Annotated in this window: 13 protein-coding genes and 1 pseudogene; 6 read left to right on the plus strand and 8 right to left on the minus strand. The window is 64.5% G+C overall.

What is annotated here, in order from left to right; genetic code table 11:
• The first annotated feature begins 125 nt into the window (after nucleotides 1-125).
• The 3 genes and pseudogenes from N2604_RS25795 to N2604_RS25805 all read left to right on the plus strand — a co-directional run bounded on the left by N2604_RS25795 (nucleotide 126) and on the right by N2604_RS25805 (nucleotide 3297).
• Nucleotides 126-1151 carry an aldo/keto reductase gene (locus N2604_RS25795; RefSeq protein ID WP_260370957.1) on the plus strand — a complete coding sequence of 342 codons (1026 nt, stop codon included), beginning with the start codon at nucleotides 126-128 and terminating at the stop codon, nucleotides 1149-1151.
• A gap of 135 nt (nucleotides 1152-1286) precedes the next feature.
• Nucleotides 1287-2708: an MFS transporter gene (locus tag N2604_RS25800; RefSeq protein WP_260370958.1), complete on the plus strand. Its 1422-nt coding sequence runs from the start codon at nucleotides 1287-1289 to the stop codon at nucleotides 2706-2708.
• 156 nt (nucleotides 2709-2864) lie between these two features.
• Nucleotides 2865-3297: pseudogene (locus N2604_RS25805) on the plus strand (PEGA domain-containing protein).
• A gap of 70 nt (nucleotides 3298-3367) precedes the next feature.
• On the opposite strand, the gene clpA reads toward N2604_RS25805, so the two are convergent.
• Entirely contained in the window at nucleotides 3368-5776 is a 2409-nt protein-coding gene (gene clpA, locus N2604_RS25810) for an ATP-dependent Clp protease ATP-binding subunit ClpA (RefSeq protein WP_260370959.1), read from the minus strand.
• A 288-nt stretch (nucleotides 5777-6064) separates the two neighbouring features.
• Complete coding sequence (clpS, locus tag N2604_RS25815; protein ID WP_197947744.1) at nucleotides 6065-6397, minus strand: ATP-dependent Clp protease adapter ClpS; 333 nt, start codon at nucleotides 6395-6397, stop codon at nucleotides 6065-6067.
• A gap of 480 nt (nucleotides 6398-6877) precedes the next feature.
• On the opposite strand from clpS, the gene N2604_RS25820 reads away from it, so the two are divergent.
• The gene (locus N2604_RS25820; RefSeq protein ID WP_260370960.1) at nucleotides 6878-8533 is read left to right on the plus strand and encodes a TadE/TadG family type IV pilus assembly protein; all 1656 of its coding nucleotides are present in this window, start codon (nucleotides 6878-6880) and stop codon (nucleotides 8531-8533) included.
• 87 nt (nucleotides 8534-8620) lie between these two features.
• Here N2604_RS25820 and N2604_RS25825 read toward each other — a convergent pair whose 3' ends face one another.
• On the minus strand, nucleotides 8621-8959 hold the full coding sequence (locus N2604_RS25825) for a phasin family protein (protein ID WP_024341049.1): 339 nt from the start codon (nucleotides 8957-8959) through the stop codon (nucleotides 8621-8623).
• Between the two features lie 387 nt (nucleotides 8960-9346).
• Between N2604_RS25825 and N2604_RS25830 the strand changes: the two genes are divergently transcribed.
• Nucleotides 9347-11197: a D-alanyl-D-alanine carboxypeptidase gene (locus tag N2604_RS25830; RefSeq protein WP_260370961.1), complete on the plus strand. Its 1851-nt coding sequence runs from the start codon at nucleotides 9347-9349 to the stop codon at nucleotides 11195-11197.
• A gap of 229 nt (nucleotides 11198-11426) precedes the next feature.
• Here N2604_RS25830 and N2604_RS25835 read toward each other — a convergent pair whose 3' ends face one another.
• From N2604_RS25835 to N2604_RS25850, 4 genes are all read right to left on the minus strand, one after another.
• Nucleotides 11427-12152 carry a DnaJ domain-containing protein gene (locus N2604_RS25835; protein ID WP_260370962.1) on the minus strand — a complete coding sequence of 242 codons (726 nt, stop codon included), beginning with the start codon at nucleotides 12150-12152 and terminating at the stop codon, nucleotides 11427-11429.
• A gap of 69 nt (nucleotides 12153-12221) precedes the next feature.
• Nucleotides 12222-12971: a VWA domain-containing protein gene (locus N2604_RS25840; RefSeq protein WP_260370963.1), complete on the minus strand. Its 750-nt coding sequence runs from the start codon at nucleotides 12969-12971 to the stop codon at nucleotides 12222-12224.
• Between the two features lie 158 nt (nucleotides 12972-13129).
• Nucleotides 13130-13990 (minus strand): alpha/beta fold hydrolase, encoded by an 861-nt coding sequence (locus tag N2604_RS25845; protein ID WP_260370964.1) that lies wholly within the window; start codon nucleotides 13988-13990, stop codon nucleotides 13130-13132.
• 345 nt (nucleotides 13991-14335) lie between these two features.
• The gene (locus N2604_RS25850) at nucleotides 14336-15259 is read right to left on the minus strand and encodes a division plane positioning ATPase MipZ (RefSeq protein WP_260370965.1); all 924 of its coding nucleotides are present in this window, start codon (nucleotides 15257-15259) and stop codon (nucleotides 14336-14338) included.
• Between the two features lie 284 nt (nucleotides 15260-15543).
• Here N2604_RS25850 and panC point away from each other — a divergent pair, with 284 nt between their 5' ends.
• Complete coding sequence (gene panC / locus N2604_RS25855) at nucleotides 15544-16395, plus strand: pantoate--beta-alanine ligase (protein ID WP_260370966.1); 852 nt, start codon at nucleotides 15544-15546, stop codon at nucleotides 16393-16395.
• Here the strand turns inward: panC and N2604_RS25860 are convergent.
• A complete protein-coding gene (locus N2604_RS25860) occupies nucleotides 16392-16832 on the minus strand; it encodes a DUF1489 family protein (RefSeq protein ID WP_260370967.1) in 441 nt (146 codons plus the stop codon). The two genes, panC and N2604_RS25860, sit on opposite strands and share 4 nt — an antisense overlap.
• Nucleotides 16833-16846: the final 14 nt, after the last annotated feature.

Consider the following 16846-nt stretch of genomic DNA (forward strand, 5'->3'; position numbering starts at 1 on the left):
GCACGATCAGGTCATCCCGAGCAGGGCCGGTATGTGAGCAGGTGATAGGACACGGCCCCCTGCTTGCAGTATCTTCCGCCGCCGAGCCGCAACGATCAATCAGCGGCCAGCCAGGGAGCATGTCGATGGAATACCGACGCTTGGGCCGGTCCGGCCTCATGGTGCCTGCTTTGAGCCTGGGAACGGGCACGTTCGGCGGCGTCGGCCGCCTTGCGGCGTGGGGCACGACGGATGCGACCGAGGCGCGGCGTCTTCTGGACATCTGCCTCGACGCCGGCGTGTCGATGTTCGACACCGCGAATGTCTATTCGCTCGGCGAATCCGAGCGGGTGCTCGGGCAAGCCATCAAGGGTCGCCGCGACAAGGTCCTGATCTCGACCAAGGCGACGTTCCGCTTCGGCGACAGCCCGAACGACATCGGCTCATCACGCCAGCATCTGCTCGCGGCGATCGACGGTTCGCTGAGCCGGCTCGGCACCGATTATATCGACCTGTTCCAGCTCCACGGCTTCGACGCCTTCACTCCGCCCGAAGAGGTGCTCTCGACTCTCGACGTGCTCGTGCGCGCCGGCAAGATCCGCTACGTCGGAGTCTCGAATTTCTCGGGCTGGCACCTGATGAAGTCGCTCGACGTCGCCGACAAGCACGGCTTTCCGCGTTACGTCGCCAACCAGACCTACTATTCACTGATCGGGCGCGACTACGAATGGGAATTGATGCCGCTCGGTCTCGACCAGGGCCTGGGCGCCGTGGTCTGGTCGCCGCTCGGATGGGGGCGCCTCACCGGCAAGATCCGCCGCGGTCAGCCGAAACCGGAAGTCAGCCGCCTGCCCAAGACGGCCGAGTTCGGACCGCCCGTCTCCGACGAGCATGTCTACCGCGTCGTCGATGCGATCGACGAGATCGCGAAGGAGACCGGCAAGAGCGTCTCGCAGATCGCGCTGAACTGGTTGCTGCAGCGTCCGACGGTCTCGACGCTGATCATCGGCGCACGCAACGAGACGCAGCTGCGCGAAAATCTCGGCGCGGTCGGCTGGTCCTTGACCAAGGACCAGGTCGCAAAGCTCGATGCCGCGAGCACGGTGACGCTGCCCTATCCCTATTGGCACCAGCGCGTGACCTTCAGCGACCGCAATCCGCCGGCGGTGTAGGATAGCCGCATCAAGCACGCTTGGTAAGGCGACGGCGGGCCGGCGGCGCGGTTCCGGAACTATCGCGGCCCTGCCCTGTTGGCGCAATACTCGGCCTGTGGCCAAGTCCGATTCGCCAACGATACGCCGCTCACGATGTCGACAGTCACGATCGAGCATGCCGATGGCCTGCCGCAGCCGCAACGCAATCAGGCGGTGCTGACCATTGCGCTCGGCATCGTCATGGCGGTGGTCGACAGTGCCATCGCCAATGTGGCGCTGCCGACGATCGCGGCCGACCTCGATGCGAGCCCGGCCTTCTCGATCTGGATCGTCAACGGTTACCAGCTCGCGATCACGATCTCGCTGCTGCCGCTGGCTTCGCTCGGCGAGATCGTCGGCTATCGCCGCGTCTACCTGGTCGGGCTGGCGCTGTTCACGCTGGCCTCGGCCTTCTGCGCGCTGGCCCACACGCTGCCGCTGCTGACGATCGCGCGCATCCTCCAGGGCTTTGGCGCGGCCGGCATCATGAGCGTCAACGCGGCGCTGGTACGTTTCACCTATCCGCGCAGCCTGCTCGGCCGCGGCATCGGGCTCAACGCGCTCGTCGTCGCCTTCTCGGCCGCGGTCGGCCCGACGCTCGCCGCCGGCATCCTCGCGGTCGGAAGCTGGCCCTGGCTGTTCGCGATCAACGTGCCGCTCGGCGCTGTGACGCTGATGCTGGGCCTGCGCAGCCTGCCGCACACCAAACCCGCGAGCCGCTCCTTCGATTGGCAAAGTGCGGGTCTGTCGGCGATCACGTTCGGCGTCGGCATCGCGGCGGTCGACAGTGTCGGTCATGGCGAGGCCGCGATCACCTGTCTCGTGCAGTTCGCCATCGCGCTCGTTGCGGGTGCGCTGCTGATCTATCGCGAGACTCACATGACCTCGCCACTCTTGCCGATCGACCTGCTGCGCATCCCCGTGTTCGCGCTGTCGATTGCGACCTCGATCGCATCGTTCTGCGGGCAGATGCTGGCCTTCGTCGCGATTCCCTTCTACCTCCAGAGCCGCTTCGGCTATTCGGCCGTGCATATGGGATTGTTGATTACGCCATGGCCGATCGCGCTGGCGTTTGCGGCCCTCCTCGCCGGCCGCCTGGTCGAGCATTATCCGGCCGGCCTGCTCGGCGGTATCGGGCTCACGCTGTTCGCCTGCGGTCTTGCCGCGCTGGCCTTCCTGCCCGCGACGCCAAGCCCGCTCGACGTGATCTGGCGGATGGCGCTCGCCGGCGCCGGCTTCGGTCTGTTCCAGACACCCAATAACCGCACTATGATCGCAGCCGCGCCGCGCGAGCGCGCCGGGGGCGCCAGCGGCATGCTGGGGACGGCGCGCCTGCTCGGCCAGACCACCGGCGCCGCGCTGGTGGCGCTGCTGCTCGGACGGTATCCGGTTGACGGAACCAGGCTGGCGCTGCTCGCGGCCGTCGGATTTGCGCTCTGTGGTGCGATGCTGAGCATGCTGCGGCTTTCTCCAGCCGGCGCGCGCGGTGCAGAGCAGGTCCGCGTGCAGGACGATCAGCGCCTGCGCGGGGATTAGCAGGCCCCGGTCCGGACCGCGCATTGTCGTGCACAACCTCTGCGTGGCTTAACTATCCGGAACGATAGCCTATTGCCCTCTCCCGCCCCGGTTGCACATAGGGGCAGTGGGACAAGGGCATTTCATGCGTCATTGGGAATTGTGGCGCTCAGCGTCATGCTGGGCGGCTGCGCGTCGGTCACGCGCGGCACGACGGAAAATATCAGCATTTCATCGACACCTTCAGGCGTGGAAGCCGTCGTCAGCGGAATGGACGTTCCGACCACCTGCACGACGCCTTGCTCCGTGGTCGTTAAGCGGAACGCCGACCTCTCGATCACCTTCCAGAAGGAAGGCTATCAGCCGCAAGTCGTTCCGCTCAGCCGGGATGTCGAGACGGGCGGAGCCGCCGGCTTTGCCGGCAATCTCCATGCTGGGCGGTATCATCGGCATGGGCGTCGACGCGGCGACCGGAGCCGCGACCGATCACAAGCCGAACCCAGTCATCGTGACGATGCAGCCGGCGGCCCCTCCCCGCGGCCCACAGCCGCCAGCGCCCAGGAAGCCGCGAGCGCCGGCGCCGCCTCCGCCTGACACCGGGACCTATTAGAACCGGTAACTGCCAACCAAACAAAAAGGCCGGCTTTGCAGCCGGCCTTTTCGATTTCATCACATGCCGATCAAACCTTGACCAGCGGCCCCTTCGAGGTCGGCCCCTTCGAGCCGCCGGGGCCGCCCGGCTTGGACTTGCCCGGCGGACGCTTGCGGGCGCCGGGCAGCTTCTCCTGCTTCGGCGTGACCGGACCCTCGACGAACTCGAAGCCGATCTTGTCCTTGGTCTCGTCGGCCTCGTCCTTGACGAGCACGACGCGAACGTGGCCGCCGCCCTTCAGCTTGCCGAACAGCACTTCGTCGGCCAGCGGCTTCTTGATGTGCTCCTGGATCACGCGGGCCATGGGACGGGCGCCCATCTGCTCGTCGTAGCCGTGCTGGACCAGCCAGGCCTTGGCCGGCTCGGACAGCTCGATGGTGACGTCGCGGTCGCCGAGCTGCGCCTCGAGCTGAAGCACGAACTTCTCGACCACGGTGCCGATCACCTCGACGCTGAGATGGCCGAACGAGACGATGGCATCGAGACGGTTGCGGAATTCCGGCGCGAACTGCCGGTTGATCGCCTCGTGATCGTCGCCTTCCCGCTTCGAACGTGTGAAGCCGAACGCCTGCTTGGCGAGATCCGCCGCGCCCGCATTCGTGGTCATGATCAGGATCACGTTGCGGAAGTTGACCTGCTTGCCGTTGTGATCGGTGAGCCGGCCGTGGTCCATGATCTGGAGCAGCACGTTGTAGAGGTCGGGATGCGCCTTCTCGATTTCGTCGAGCAGCACCACGCAATGCGGATGCTGGTCGACGCCGTCGGTGAGCAGGCCGCCCTGGTCGAAGCCGACATAGCCGGGAGGCGCGCCGATCAGGCGCGACACGGTGTGCCGCTCCATGTACTCGGACATGTCGAAGCGCAAGAGCTCGACGCCGAGCGTCGCCGCCAGTTGCTTGGCGACCTCGGTCTTGCCGACGCCGGTCGGACCCGAGAACAGGTAGCAGCCGATCGGCTTCTCCGGCTCGCGCAGGCCGGCACGCGCCAGCTTGATCGAAGCGGCGAGCGACTCGATCGCCTTGTCCTGGCCGAACACGGTGCGCTTCAAGGTCTGCTCGAGATGCTTGAGCACCTCGGCATCGTCCTTCGACACGCTCTTCGGCGGGATCCGCGCCATCGAGGCGATCGTGGTCTCGATCTCCTTGATGCCGATGGTCTTCTTGCGCTTGTTCTCGGCCACCAGCATCTGCGCCGCGCCGGACTCGTCGATCACGTCGATCGCCTTGTCGGGCAGCTTGCGATCGTGGATGTAGCGCGAGGAGAGCTGCACCGCAGCCTCGATCGCCTCATTGGTGTACTTCAGCCGGTGATAGTCCTCGAAATACGGCTTGAGGCCCTTGAGGATCGCGATGGCGTCCTCGACCGTCGGCTCGTTGATGTCGATCTTCTGGAAGCGCCGCACCAGCGCGCGGTCCTTCTCGAAGTGCTGGCGATATTCCTTATAGGTGGTCGAGCCCATGCAGCGGATCGTGCCCGAGGCGAGCGCGGGCTTGAGCAGATTCGAGGCATCCATCGCCCCGCCCGACGTCGCGCCCGCACCGATCACGGTGTGGATCTCGTCGATGAACAGGATCGCGTTGGGATGCGCCTCGAGTTCCTTCAGCACCTGCTTCAGGCGCTCCTCGAAGTCGCCGCGATAACGCGTGCCGGCAAGCAGCGTGCCCATGTCCAGCGAGAACACGGTGGCGGCCGCCAGCACCTCCGGCACTTCGCTGTCGACGATGCGCTTGGCGAGGCCTTCTGCGATCGCAGTCTTGCCGACGCCGGCTTCGCCGACGAACAGCGGGTTGTTCTTCTGCCGGCGGCACAGCACCTGGATCGCGCGGTTGATCTCGGAATTGCGTCCGATCACCGGATCGATCTTGCCGTCGCGCGCCTTCTTGTTGAGGTTGACGCAATAGGTCTCGAGCGCCTCACCCTTCTTCTTGGCGTCCTCGTTGCCCTTGGTCTCGGTCTCCTCGTCGACGCCGCGCACGGGCCGCGCCTCGGAGACGCCCGGCCGCTTGGCAATGCCGTGGCTGATGTAGTTCACCGCGTCGTAGCGCGTCATGTCCTGCTCCTGCAGGAAATACGCGGCATGGCTCTCGCGTTCGGCGAAGATCGCGATCAGCACGTTGGCGCCGGTCACCTCTTCGCGACCGGACGACTGCACATGGATCACCGCGCGCTGGATCACGCGCTGGAAACCGGCGGTCGGCTTGGCGTCGTCGGCGCCATCCGTCACCAGGTTTTCGAATTCGGTCTCAAGGTAGTTGACGAGGCTCGTACGGAGCTTGTCGAGATCGACGCTACAGGCGCGCATGACGGCGGCTGCATCGGAGTCGTCGATCAAGGAGAGCAAGAGATGCTCGAGCGTCGCGTATTGGTGATGACGCTCGTTTGCGATCGCCAGCGCACGATGCAGGGATTGTTCAAGGCTTTGGGAAAAAGTCGGCATTCGCGTCCTCTATGGCCCCCACCATCATGATCGTCATCGCCCGGTCAGGCAACAACAACCTTTGTCACATATAGTTATACAAGACTGCGGCGAAAGACCGGTTCCGGGACTCGGCGGCGACACACCTGCGGTATTTTCGATGCAAAACCCGTTCCGATTTGGGCGGGATCGGCGCCGGCGCAGAATTCCGTAGTTTTGCCGGCTGCAAGGGCCATCGCGCGCGGCCGCCACGCGACAATCACGCTGCGGCTTGCACGAGCGCCGGCTTCAAGCGCGCCGCAGGACGGCTTACTTCTTTTCCATCACGCATTGCAGCGGGTGCTGGTGCTTGCGGGCAAAATCCATCACCTGCGTCACCTTGGTCTCGGCGATCTCGTAGGTGAACACGCCGCATTCCCCGATCCCATGATGATGGACGTGCAGCATGATCTTGGTCGCGGCTTCGACGTCCTTGTTGAAGAACTTCTCCAGCACGTGAACGACGAACTCCATCGGTGTGTAGTCGTCGTTCAGGATCAGCACGCGGTACAGGTTCGGCCGCTTGGTCTTGGGCTTGACCTTGGTGATGACCGACGTGCTCGGACCCGAGGGAGTGCCCGACCGGTTGTCGTCATTGCTCATGCGAGGCGCGTCGGCAGCGGCTGGCGCGGACAGATCGAGGCTGGAAGTCAATTGCAGCATGGCACAGGCGTTCAAATTCCCCACGGAAGCGAATGGCGGTGACTGCGCGACCCCGCCCTTCGGAGCCTGGCGCAGGCGCGCCGCCTTGGATCACCGGTCCCGACAAATCCGGTTCAGGCCGGACCGCTCGCCAGCAATATGGCCCTGCCCCGGGCCAGCCGCAAGCACGCGGGGGATCCGGCCCATGCGGTCGCAGCAGTCCCGATTCCCGGTCCGGGCGATCCTGATCAGGTTAATCAATCCGGAGCGATTTGACAAAAATTTCCGCCCGGCACGTTTAGAACGTGTTGACCAGGAACCCGGCCCTTAACCCGCCTGCGACGGTTTTCCGCAAAACGCTCCGTTTTTCTACGGTCCAATTTACTTGCCATTCAATGGCATGGCGCGAAATCGGGCAAACCACAGATTTCGGGGATCGTCATGTCTGGTCTGCGCCTCGTCAGCCGCCTTGGTCGACAACTCGCCCGTTTTGCAGCGGCCGAGCAAGGCAATATCGCCGTGATCTTCGCCATTGCCCTGGTACCCGTACTGGGTTTTGTCGGTGCCGCGCTGGACTACAGCCGGGTCGTCCACGCACGCACCTCGCTGCAGGCTGCGCTCGATTCCGCAGCGTTGATGGTCTCCAAAGACCTCACCAACGGCATCATCTCGGAGTCCGAAATTGAGGCCAAGGCAAAATCCTATTTTAGCGGCCTCTATACGGGTCGCCCCGGTTTGGTCTCGACCACAGACATCCATGCCACCTACACCCCAAAGGATTCCAATGGAATCTCGAACGTCGTGGTCACCGGATCCGGCGCCATGCCGACCGATTTCATGAAGATCGCGGGCTATCCGACGCTTGGATACAACGGCAGTTCGACTGCGGCGTGGGGAAATACCCGCATGCGGGTGGCAATGGTCCTGGATAACACGGGATCGATGGCCCAGAACGGCAAAATGGCGGCCATGCAAGCCGCGGCCAAGGACATGATCACCACCTTGTCCAACTACAACAAGCAGACGGGCGACGTTTACATCTCGATCATCCCGTTCTCGAAGGACGTCAATGTTGGCACGACCAACGTCGGTGCCTCATGGATCAATTGGACCGAATGGGAGGCAGAGCCTCCGATCCTGGTCAACAACAAGTCCAGCAGCTTCAACTCCGCCGTGGGCGGATCGGACTGCCCCTTTTCGTACTATACCCACGGCTTTGTCTGCATGGACCGGCCGGCCACGTTGAGCGGCGCCAACACCACCAGCAAGATACCGTCGACCGGCACCTATGCCGGGTACATCTGCCCGAGCAGAGACAATGGCAGCAAGATCTCAGGCAAGTCCGGCATCTACTACAACGGCTGCTACACCACCGCCACCGGGGGCAGCGCAAGCTGCGGGTCGAACACGAGTTGCACCTGCACGGGCAGCGGCTCGGGCAAGATCTGCCATCTCTGGCGCGGCGACGGGACCACGGCAACGGCTGCGGCAGCACCGGGTCACAACACCTGGACCGGCTGCGTGAACGACCGTGATCAGGACTATGACACCAAGAACTCCGCCCCCGGTTCGAGCAGCGGGAGCCCCTCCTCGCAGTTCTATGCCGAGCAGTGGTCGGGCTGCCTTCCGGCGACCGTGTTTCCGATGAGCGATCAGTGGCAGACGCTCAAGGATCAGATCTCGGCGATGTCGCCGAGCGGCAATACCAACCAGGCCATTGGTCTTGCCTGGGGTTGGCAATCCCTCAGCACGACCAACCCGCCGATCGCGGCACCGGCCAAGGCCAGCAACTACGTTTACAAGGATTATATCGTGCTGCTGTCTGACGGCTTGAATACCCAGAACCGCTGGAGCACCTCGCAGTCCACCATCGACGCCCGCCAGGCGATCCTTTGCGATAACATCAAGGCGGACAAGTCAAACCCGGTCACGATCTTCACGATTCAGGTCAACATCAACAATGCCGACGCGAAATCTCAAGTCCTGGAGAATTGCGCGACTGGCGGGAACTTCCAAATGATAACGAGTTCCTCGCAGACTTCGGACGCGTTCAAGAATATCCTGACGCAGATTTCCAAGCTGCGCGTCGCGAAGTAATCCGATCAACATCCGCAGATCAACATCCGCAAATGAAAAGCCCGGCCAACTCGGCCGGGCTTTTGCTTTCAGGCGCGTATCAGCGCGTCAGTTCGCAGCCGGGGTGAACTTCGACACGATGGTTTCGACCGGCTTGAACGCCTGCTTGGCGAGGTCGCTATAGAGGCCGGCGATCTTCTGCGATTCCGCAACGAAGGTTTCGTAGGCGGAACGAGCAAAATCGGTCTGCGCTTCCATGGCCTTGTCCAGCGACTTCACGCCGGAAAGCTTCTCGACGAAGGATTTGGTGTCTTCGAACGACTTCTTCGTATAGTCGCCATAGGCGCTGGCGATCGCCTGGAGGCCGTGCTGCACCGAGGTCGCGGAGGCAACGCACTGCTCGAACTGCTCTTTCCCGTAGTTCTGGAAGTCTTCAACCTTGAACATTTCGGAATCCTTTTCCCTGGCTCGCGTCGGGAAGCCCCGGCTCCCTGACTCCGCCCAAAATTAGTGCAACGCACAAAAAAGTCAAGAATCTTGTGCGTCGCACAAAATTCGGCGCAAATCGCAGCGATTCCCGGGGTTTCCCGCAAGGGTTCCTTAAGCTTTTGGAAACCGGCCCGCCCTACCTTGATTCCCTGGACGTGTTCACTTCCGCGAGCGGCCAAAAGCCGTTTGAGAACATCACCTTAGCCAGAACAGCGGCTCGGGTCCAACGTCCCCCGCGGCGAACACCAGCGGAGGGACAGCCTGAGCAGGTAATGATCCCGGGCCCGTTGGGCACAATTTCGCCTCACGAGCCGGTGATCTAGTCAGAAACGGGGACGGGGTTCCATGCTTCGTAAAAACTTGTCTTCCTCGCGCTGGGCGCGGGTTGGCGTTTTCGGGCTTCTTACGGTCACCACCGCAGTCATCTTCACCACCGACGCAGCCGAGGCGCGGCGCCATCGTCGACACTATGCGCACCACCGAGTGCAGCGCGACGTGTCCGAGAGCTCCAGCCCGAAATTCGCGTCCATCATCGTCGACGGCAATTCCGGCGCGGTGCTCCAGGCGACAAGCCCAGACGGGATCCGCCATCCGGCTTCGCTGACCAAGATCATGACGCTCTATCTGCTTTTCGAGCGTCTCGAATCCGGCAAGATGAAGCTAGACACCGAGATGCCCGTGTCCCGGCACGCGGCCGACCAGGATCCGACCAAGCTGAATCTGCGTGCCGGCCAGACCATTCGCGTCGAGGACGCGATCAAGGGCCTCGTCACCCGCTCGGCCAACGACGCAGCCGTGGTGATCGCGGAAGCGATCGCCGGTAACGAGGACGACTTCGCCCAGATGATGACGCGCAAGGCGCGCTCGCTCGGCATGTCCAGGACGGTCTACCGCAACGCCAACGGCCTCCCCAACGACGAGCAGGTCACGACCGCGCGCGACCAAGCCACGCTGGGTCGCGCCATTCAGGAGCGCTTCCCCCGCTACTATCGCTACTTCGCGACCTCGACGTTCAATTGGCGCGGACAGTCGATCCGCAACCACAACCACCTGCTCGGCAGCGTCGAGGGCGTGGACGGCATCAAGACCGGCTACACCCGCGCTTCCGGATTCAACCTCGTCAGCTCGATGCGCCGCGGCAACCGCCACCTGATCGGCGTGGTGCTCGGCGGCCGCAGCGGCGGCTCGCGCGACGCCATCATGCGCAACCTGCTCGCCGAGAACCTCGAAAGGGGCGCGACCGTCCGCACCGTCGCCGCAGTGACGGAGCGCAACGGCGCTGAAGCCAACACCGATGTCGCCGATGCATCCGACACGCCGGCACGTCCCGCCCCGCAGGCCCAGGCCGCGGCGGCCCCTGCTCCCGAAGCCGCTCCGTCGCGCCTCGCCGCGCGCCTGTCGACGCTGGCCGCAGCGACTGCGGCGATGCCGCCCGCTCAGCCCAAATCCGAAGTTCGGCCGACGGAGTCCAAGGTGGAGCCGGCGCCGCTCACCAATGGCGTGATCTCCAGCCAGCCGCTCTCCATCATCCCCGGCTCGTCCGAGCCGATGAAGCCGGTTCGGGTCAAGACGGTTCAGGTCAAGGCCGGCGCCGTGAAGGTCGCCTCCGCGGCTCCGGCCCAGGTTGGTGTCCAGGTCGTTGCGCCGCCGGTCACCAGCACCGTCCCGCCCCGTTCCGACGTCGCGGAAACCTCCGGTGCCGTCGTCGCCAGGGCAGATCTCATCAACAAGCCGGAGGCGGTGAGCCAGCCGGAAGCGCCGAAGGCCGAGATGGCCCGCACCGAACTGCCGCGGCAGCCGGCCGGCTTCGGCACCGGCAACGGTATTCTCGGCGTGCTGCCGGCCGCAACCGCCGCCGCGCCCGCCCCCGCCGCTCCGAAGCTCGCGTCCGCCGACCCGGCGCCGCAGCCGATGCAAATGAGCGCGACCACGAAGCCCGCCGTCACCCACAGCGGCTGGATCGTCCAGGTCGGCGCGCTCGAGAGCGAGAACGAAGCTCAGCAGCGCATCGACGCGGCCCGCAGCTCGGCCCGCGGCCTGCTCAGCAAGGCTGACCCGTTCACCGAGCCCGTCGTCGCCAAGGACAATCGCAAGCTCTACCGCGCCCGCTTCGCCGGGCTCGAGCGCGACCAGGCCGAAGCCGTCTGCCGCACCTTGAAGCGCGCCGAGATCTCCTGCATCACCGTTCGCAACTGATCTCCCTCTCCGCTCCAGACCAAATGCCCGCGCCTTGCGCGGGCATTTTCGTTTGGTGAGGCGGTGATGCGCGGCCTGTTCAGGACAAGGCCGTTCCACGACAACCTCTCGTCAAGGATTTACGGTTAAAACTTTGCTGAAGGGATCGACCACGCCGACAATGGCGGGCGACGGCAGACAGAGCAAACGGAGCTCACGCGGTACGGGCGTTTGTAGCGTAGTGCCGGAGTCAGCCGTTATGCGTGCGAAGCAGAGTATCCTTGGCCTCGTTTACCCGGGCAGCGAGATACGTCGAGCCCCCTTGGTCGGGATGGAGTTTCTTCATCAGGGACTTGTGGGCCCGGCTGATGTCGTCGCGCCCCGCTCCCGGCTGCAAGCCAAGGATCTGATAGGCCTCCTCCGCCGTCATTTTGCTGCTCGGCGCCGTGCGGCGCTGCCGCCCTGCCGCATCGCCCTGCGCGTTCTGACGCCAAGCGGGAAACCGGCGGTCCAGATAGCTTTCAAGTAAGGCCACGCTCTCGGCGTCGAACATCGGGACCATCGCGAGCAAGCCGGCGAGATCGAACTCGTCGAGACTGCGCCCGGCATAAGGCCCCGCGACGATCTGGCCGGAAAGCTGGCCGGAATCGTGGTCCAGGCGCATGTCCAGGAATTGCGAGCGCACCCGCGAGGCCTGCCCGGACGGGCGCGTCGCACCGCCGCCGAACAGCCCGCCGACATTGCCGAAGCCGGCATTCGCCAATGGCGTCCAGCCGAGCAGCCCGGCGCCGAAAATTCCGAGCGGGATCGCAACCGCCAGCTCACCCCGCAAGCCGGTGAAGCCCGCAACCGCCAGCGCCAGCACGCCGCCGCCGAACTTGATCGTGCGCGCCAGCACCGCCGGATTGGCGGAGCGGAACGTCTGGAGCAGCAGGTAAAGCGTGATAACGGCGACAGCGCCGGCGATCAGGGTCATGGCCGGAATATAGTCGTCCTCTTGTCAAAAAGCATGGCGTCGACCCCCGCAAGCCGGCCGGCTTGACCGCTACTTCATCTGGCTGATCAGCTTCGCCGCGCCGCTCACGCTTCCAGCCAGTTTCAGCAGCGCCTCGCGTCCGCCGGCGGCATAGGCCGCAGCTGCCCGCAGCAGCTCGCGCAGCTGCGCCGCCGCACCAGGATCGAACCGGCACCAGGCGCCGCCAGTCAGGCGCGCGATCTCGCGGAAGGCCTGTTCGGCGACCGCGTCATGGCCCTCCTGAAACACGAATACGGGCACCTTGAGCATGCCGAGCTCGCCGGCCTTGGCGGAGAGCTCGTCGATGTCTTCCTCCATGGCATCGCCGACGAAGACCACGGCCCGTACGCCGGATGCGACTGCCTCGCGCCTGGCCTCGCTCAGCACCTTGCCGATCTGGGTATCGCCGCCGCGACAGTCGATCCTGCTCATCAGTGTCGCCAGCTTGGCACTGTCGGAGATCCAACCCGTGGCACGGCACTCATTGAAGCCGCGATAATAGACCAGCCGGATGTCGAGACTGCCGAGCGCTGCGGTCTGGCGAAACATGTCGGCCTGGAGCGCGCACGCCATGTCCCAGGTCGGCTGCCGGCTCATCGTCGCATCCAGCGCGAAGATCAGTCGTCCCCTCGCGCCCGGCGCATGCGGCGAGAGCGCCCGCGCCTTGGCGACGAACGCGGCGATGTCTTCCGAGGTTGAGGTTTCCGCTTGCGGCAGCGCACCGTCCGCTCGCGCCGATACGGCATCGCGGCCGCGCGGTTTGATGGGTTCGCCCGACATCGCAGCTACACCTTGCGTCAGCAGCTAATGTGGTCAGCGCATGCGGCCCGGTCAATGCGCAAAGCCTCCGCGGACGGGCGCCGGCGGAGGCTTCGAGGATTGGTGCAGCCGAGTGGTGACCTCAGCTCGGTCGGCTCCCGTGGATTAGCTGCTGTCAGTCAGCTTTTGGCGGGTGCCATCAGAGCGACCGGGCCCGGCTCGAGGATCTTGGGCGGGGCGGATTGCGTGTCGACCGGCGCGAACTCGCCGTCGGTCGTGCTCAGGAACTTGTCGAGCATGCTCTGGATCGAGCTTTTCGCCACATCCGGACCGGTATCGCGCATGTCGTTGTGCTGAAATTCGGTCTTCACGACCTGAATGCCCGCCTTCTCGCATTCCTCGTCGGTCGGAATCACACCGGCGTCGGCCTTGAACTGCGGATCCTGGGAGCGGAACGACAGGATCTTGAACTTGCCGGCGGTGACGAAGGGCACGCGCAGATTGTCGAGCGTGACCACCTTCTTGACCTCGTCCGGATATTGCTTGGCGAAGTACATCGTGATGTCGCCGCCCATGGAGTGGCCGACCATCGTCACCTTGTCGTAGTCGGCGTTAGGCTGAACCTTCTTCATCTCCTGCATGGCGAGATGGATGTTGGCGACGCCGCGAAGGATCTGCGGCAGCCGGCCGACATAGAGCTCGCCGGGCTTGGTCACCATCGGAGGATCGGTCGGCAGGTCATGCTGCGGGCTGACGACCATGTAGCCGCGCGCAGCGAAGATGTTGGCGAGGAAGCCGTACTCGGTGTTCTTGACGGTGTTGCCGTGATTGATCACTGCGACCGGCAGCTTGATCATGCCGGCATTGGCCTGCATTTCCTTGTCGCGCCGCACCGCGATGGAGACGGGCACCGGACGGTTGTCGCGAGAGGCGTCGTAGAATGTGACGGTCTCGTGCTTGATCGCCCACTTGCTCGCCGTGAAATAGGCGATGCCGCAGAGGGCACTGACCGAAACCAGAACGGCAATTCCACGCTTCATTTTCGTCCTCAGCCTCAGGCCTAAGCGGCCTGAATCCCTGTTGAAAATCGTGTTCTTCCGGGGCTCTTCGTCCCCTTGTCGCCTATTCCCTAATATATGTCACAGCAGCGTGACAGGAAGGCTAAATGTTGTGAACCGACAGCCCTTTCATTGTGCGTCGCACACGTTTCGTGAGCACCCCATTCTCATACCGCTACGTCAGGGTGCAGGTCCCTATTCGACGCAACCGGTCTCGATCAGGTTCGACTCGCAGTAAATGCAGGGTGAAAACGCACACGGCGCCGGCCGGGTTCCCTCGCTAGCCGCGGGCCCGGATTTGGCAGGAAGTAGCCTTATACCGTTGCGTCAGGCGCCGAGGATATCGTGGACCTCAAGCGGCTTGTCGACCTGGCTGAACCATTCGGCGCGGTTGGCCGCGCGGCGGCGGCCGCGCTCGTCGAGCGGGAGCTTGAGCTGGCGGAGCAGGCTCGTCACCTCCTCTCGCGCAGTGAGATGGCCGAGATTGGGCCGCATGCCGAGCGTGGCCTCGTCGATCTCGTCCAGGGCGGTCAGGCCGCGCGGGAAAAATTCGCGGTACACGACGCGCTCGGCGAAGCCATCGAGGTAGCGGAAGCCGAGCCGCAGCGACAGATCCTTCAGGCCATCGGCGACGAGCTGCTTGTTGCGCGAGCCGAGCATGGACAGGCGGTTGCGCACGACGATCCAGTCGGTGGTTGCGCCGTCGAGCTGGCGTCGCTTGCGCCTGACATCGCGTACCATCTCGGCATAGTGGCTCTCGCCCGTCACCGCGTAAGTCGCGGGGTCGACGGTGCCGAGCACGTCGAAATCGAGGAAGCTGTCGTTGATCGGCGTGACCAGGGTGTCGGCCATCGAATGCGCGAGCCGCATCAGATAGCTGTCGGTGCCAGGCGTATCGATGACGATGAAGTCGAAGTTGCTCTCGACCGCCGAGACGGCTTCCATGAACTGCTGGAACTCGGAATTCTCGTTCTCGGCAATCTGCATGGTCTCGCCGAGCTTGATGCAGCGATGCACCGGAAGCTCGAGGTCGAGCTTGGTACGCTGCGCCCAGGCAGACCGGTTGGCGATGTAGCGCGTGAAGCTCTGCTGGCGGCAGTCGAGGTCGATGGTGGCGACGCGCTGGCCGGCCTTCAGGAGTGCAACGGCGATGTGCAAGGCGGTGGTCGATTTGCCGGAGCCGCCCTTCTCGTTGCCGAGCACGACCACATGCGCCGAGCCGGATTGGCCTTGGCTAGCCTGCACAAGCATGGTGACCCTCAACACCCCTAGCGAATATCTTCGAGTTGACCGCGTCAGCGGTCAAGTGAAATGCGTGACAGGTAATGCAAATTGCAATGCGCCGTTCTCACGATGTATCGCGGCGCCGTCTTTCGTCTGTGATCCAGCCCACAATGTCGCGACGTTCTGCGCCGCCTTGCGCGGGATGCTGTGCCGCATCCGGATGCATAGCGTCCACGATCTCCGCTTGTTAAGGTTAGCCCGTCGGGCGCGAGGCCCGCACCTGCGCCGCCTTCCAAATCCGTCGAGTCCTGATGTCAGCACGCCCATTGATCGCTCGCACGGTCCCCGCCCTGCGACGCGCCGTCGACGATCTCCGCAAGCGAAAGGCCACGATCGCGCTGGTCCCGACCATGGGGGCGCTCCATGACGGGCATGTGTCGCTGGTTCGCCTCGCCAGGCGGCGCGCCAGCCGCGTCGTGGTGTCGATCTTCGTCAACCCAACCCAGTTCGCCCCGACCGAGGATTTCGGTGCCTATCCGCGCACCTGGAAGGCCGACATCGCCAAGCTCGCCGCCGAGGACGTCGATATCGTCTGGCATCCCGGCGTCGCGGCCATGTATCCGGAGGGCTTTGCCACCCGCATCGTGCCGGACGGGCCGGCGCTCGCCGGCCTCGAGGACCGCTTCCGCCCGCACTTCTTCGGCGGCGTCGCCACGGTCGTCGGCAAGCTGTTCACGCAGTGCCGGCCGGATGTCGCGATCTTCGGGGAAAAGGATTTCCAGCAGCTCCGGGTGGTGACGCAGATGGCGCGCGACCTCGACCTCGGCGTCAAGGTGATCGGCTCCCGCACGGTGCGCGAGCGCGACGGACTCGCGATGTCCTCGCGCAACGTCTACCTCGCCCCCGAGGAACGCCAGACCGCCACCGTCCTCTACCGCGCCATGAAAGAGAGTGCCGGGCGCATCCGTGCCGGCGATGCGATCGCGCCGGCGATGGCGGGCGGCGCCGCGATGATCAAGGCGGCCGGCTTTGCGCTCGATTATTTCGAGCTGCGCCACGCCGAGACGTTGGCACCGGTCACCTCACGCAAGGACGGTCCCCTGCGGATCCTGGTCGCGGCCAAGCTCGGCACCACCCGCCTGATCGACAATATCGCGGTCTAGAGTAGCCCGAGGTCACGCAGCTCGCGCCGCATCGGCTCCGGCATCGCCGCAATCGAGCCGGCCGCGGACTTGCCGAGATCGGCCGGCACGGAATCATCAGTCAGATAGCGCCAGCCCTGGAACGGGCGCATCGGCCGCGGCGACACCGAGATCACCTTCGGCTGCATTACGATGCGGCAGCGCCCGATGCCGTCCTTGTCGCGGAACGGCTCGATGCCGATGATCTTTTCGCGCGCGGCGATCTCGCCCTTGATCACCCAGTAGAGCGAACCGCCGGCGAGGATCTCGGCGTCGCGCTTGGGCACCATGCGGGTGACGTGGATGTGATGTTGCGGCAGACCCTTCTTCTTGGCGGTCTGCATCCGTTCGGCCACCCACTCCTTCAATTCCTTGACGGAGTCGCAGCCGACGGCGAGCTTGATCAGATGGAGTGGCATGCCCAAGCATTAGC

This window comes from Bradyrhizobium sp. CB1015 (assembly GCF_025200925.1).
Taxonomy (GTDB): Bacteria; Pseudomonadota; Alphaproteobacteria; order Rhizobiales; family Xanthobacteraceae; genus Bradyrhizobium.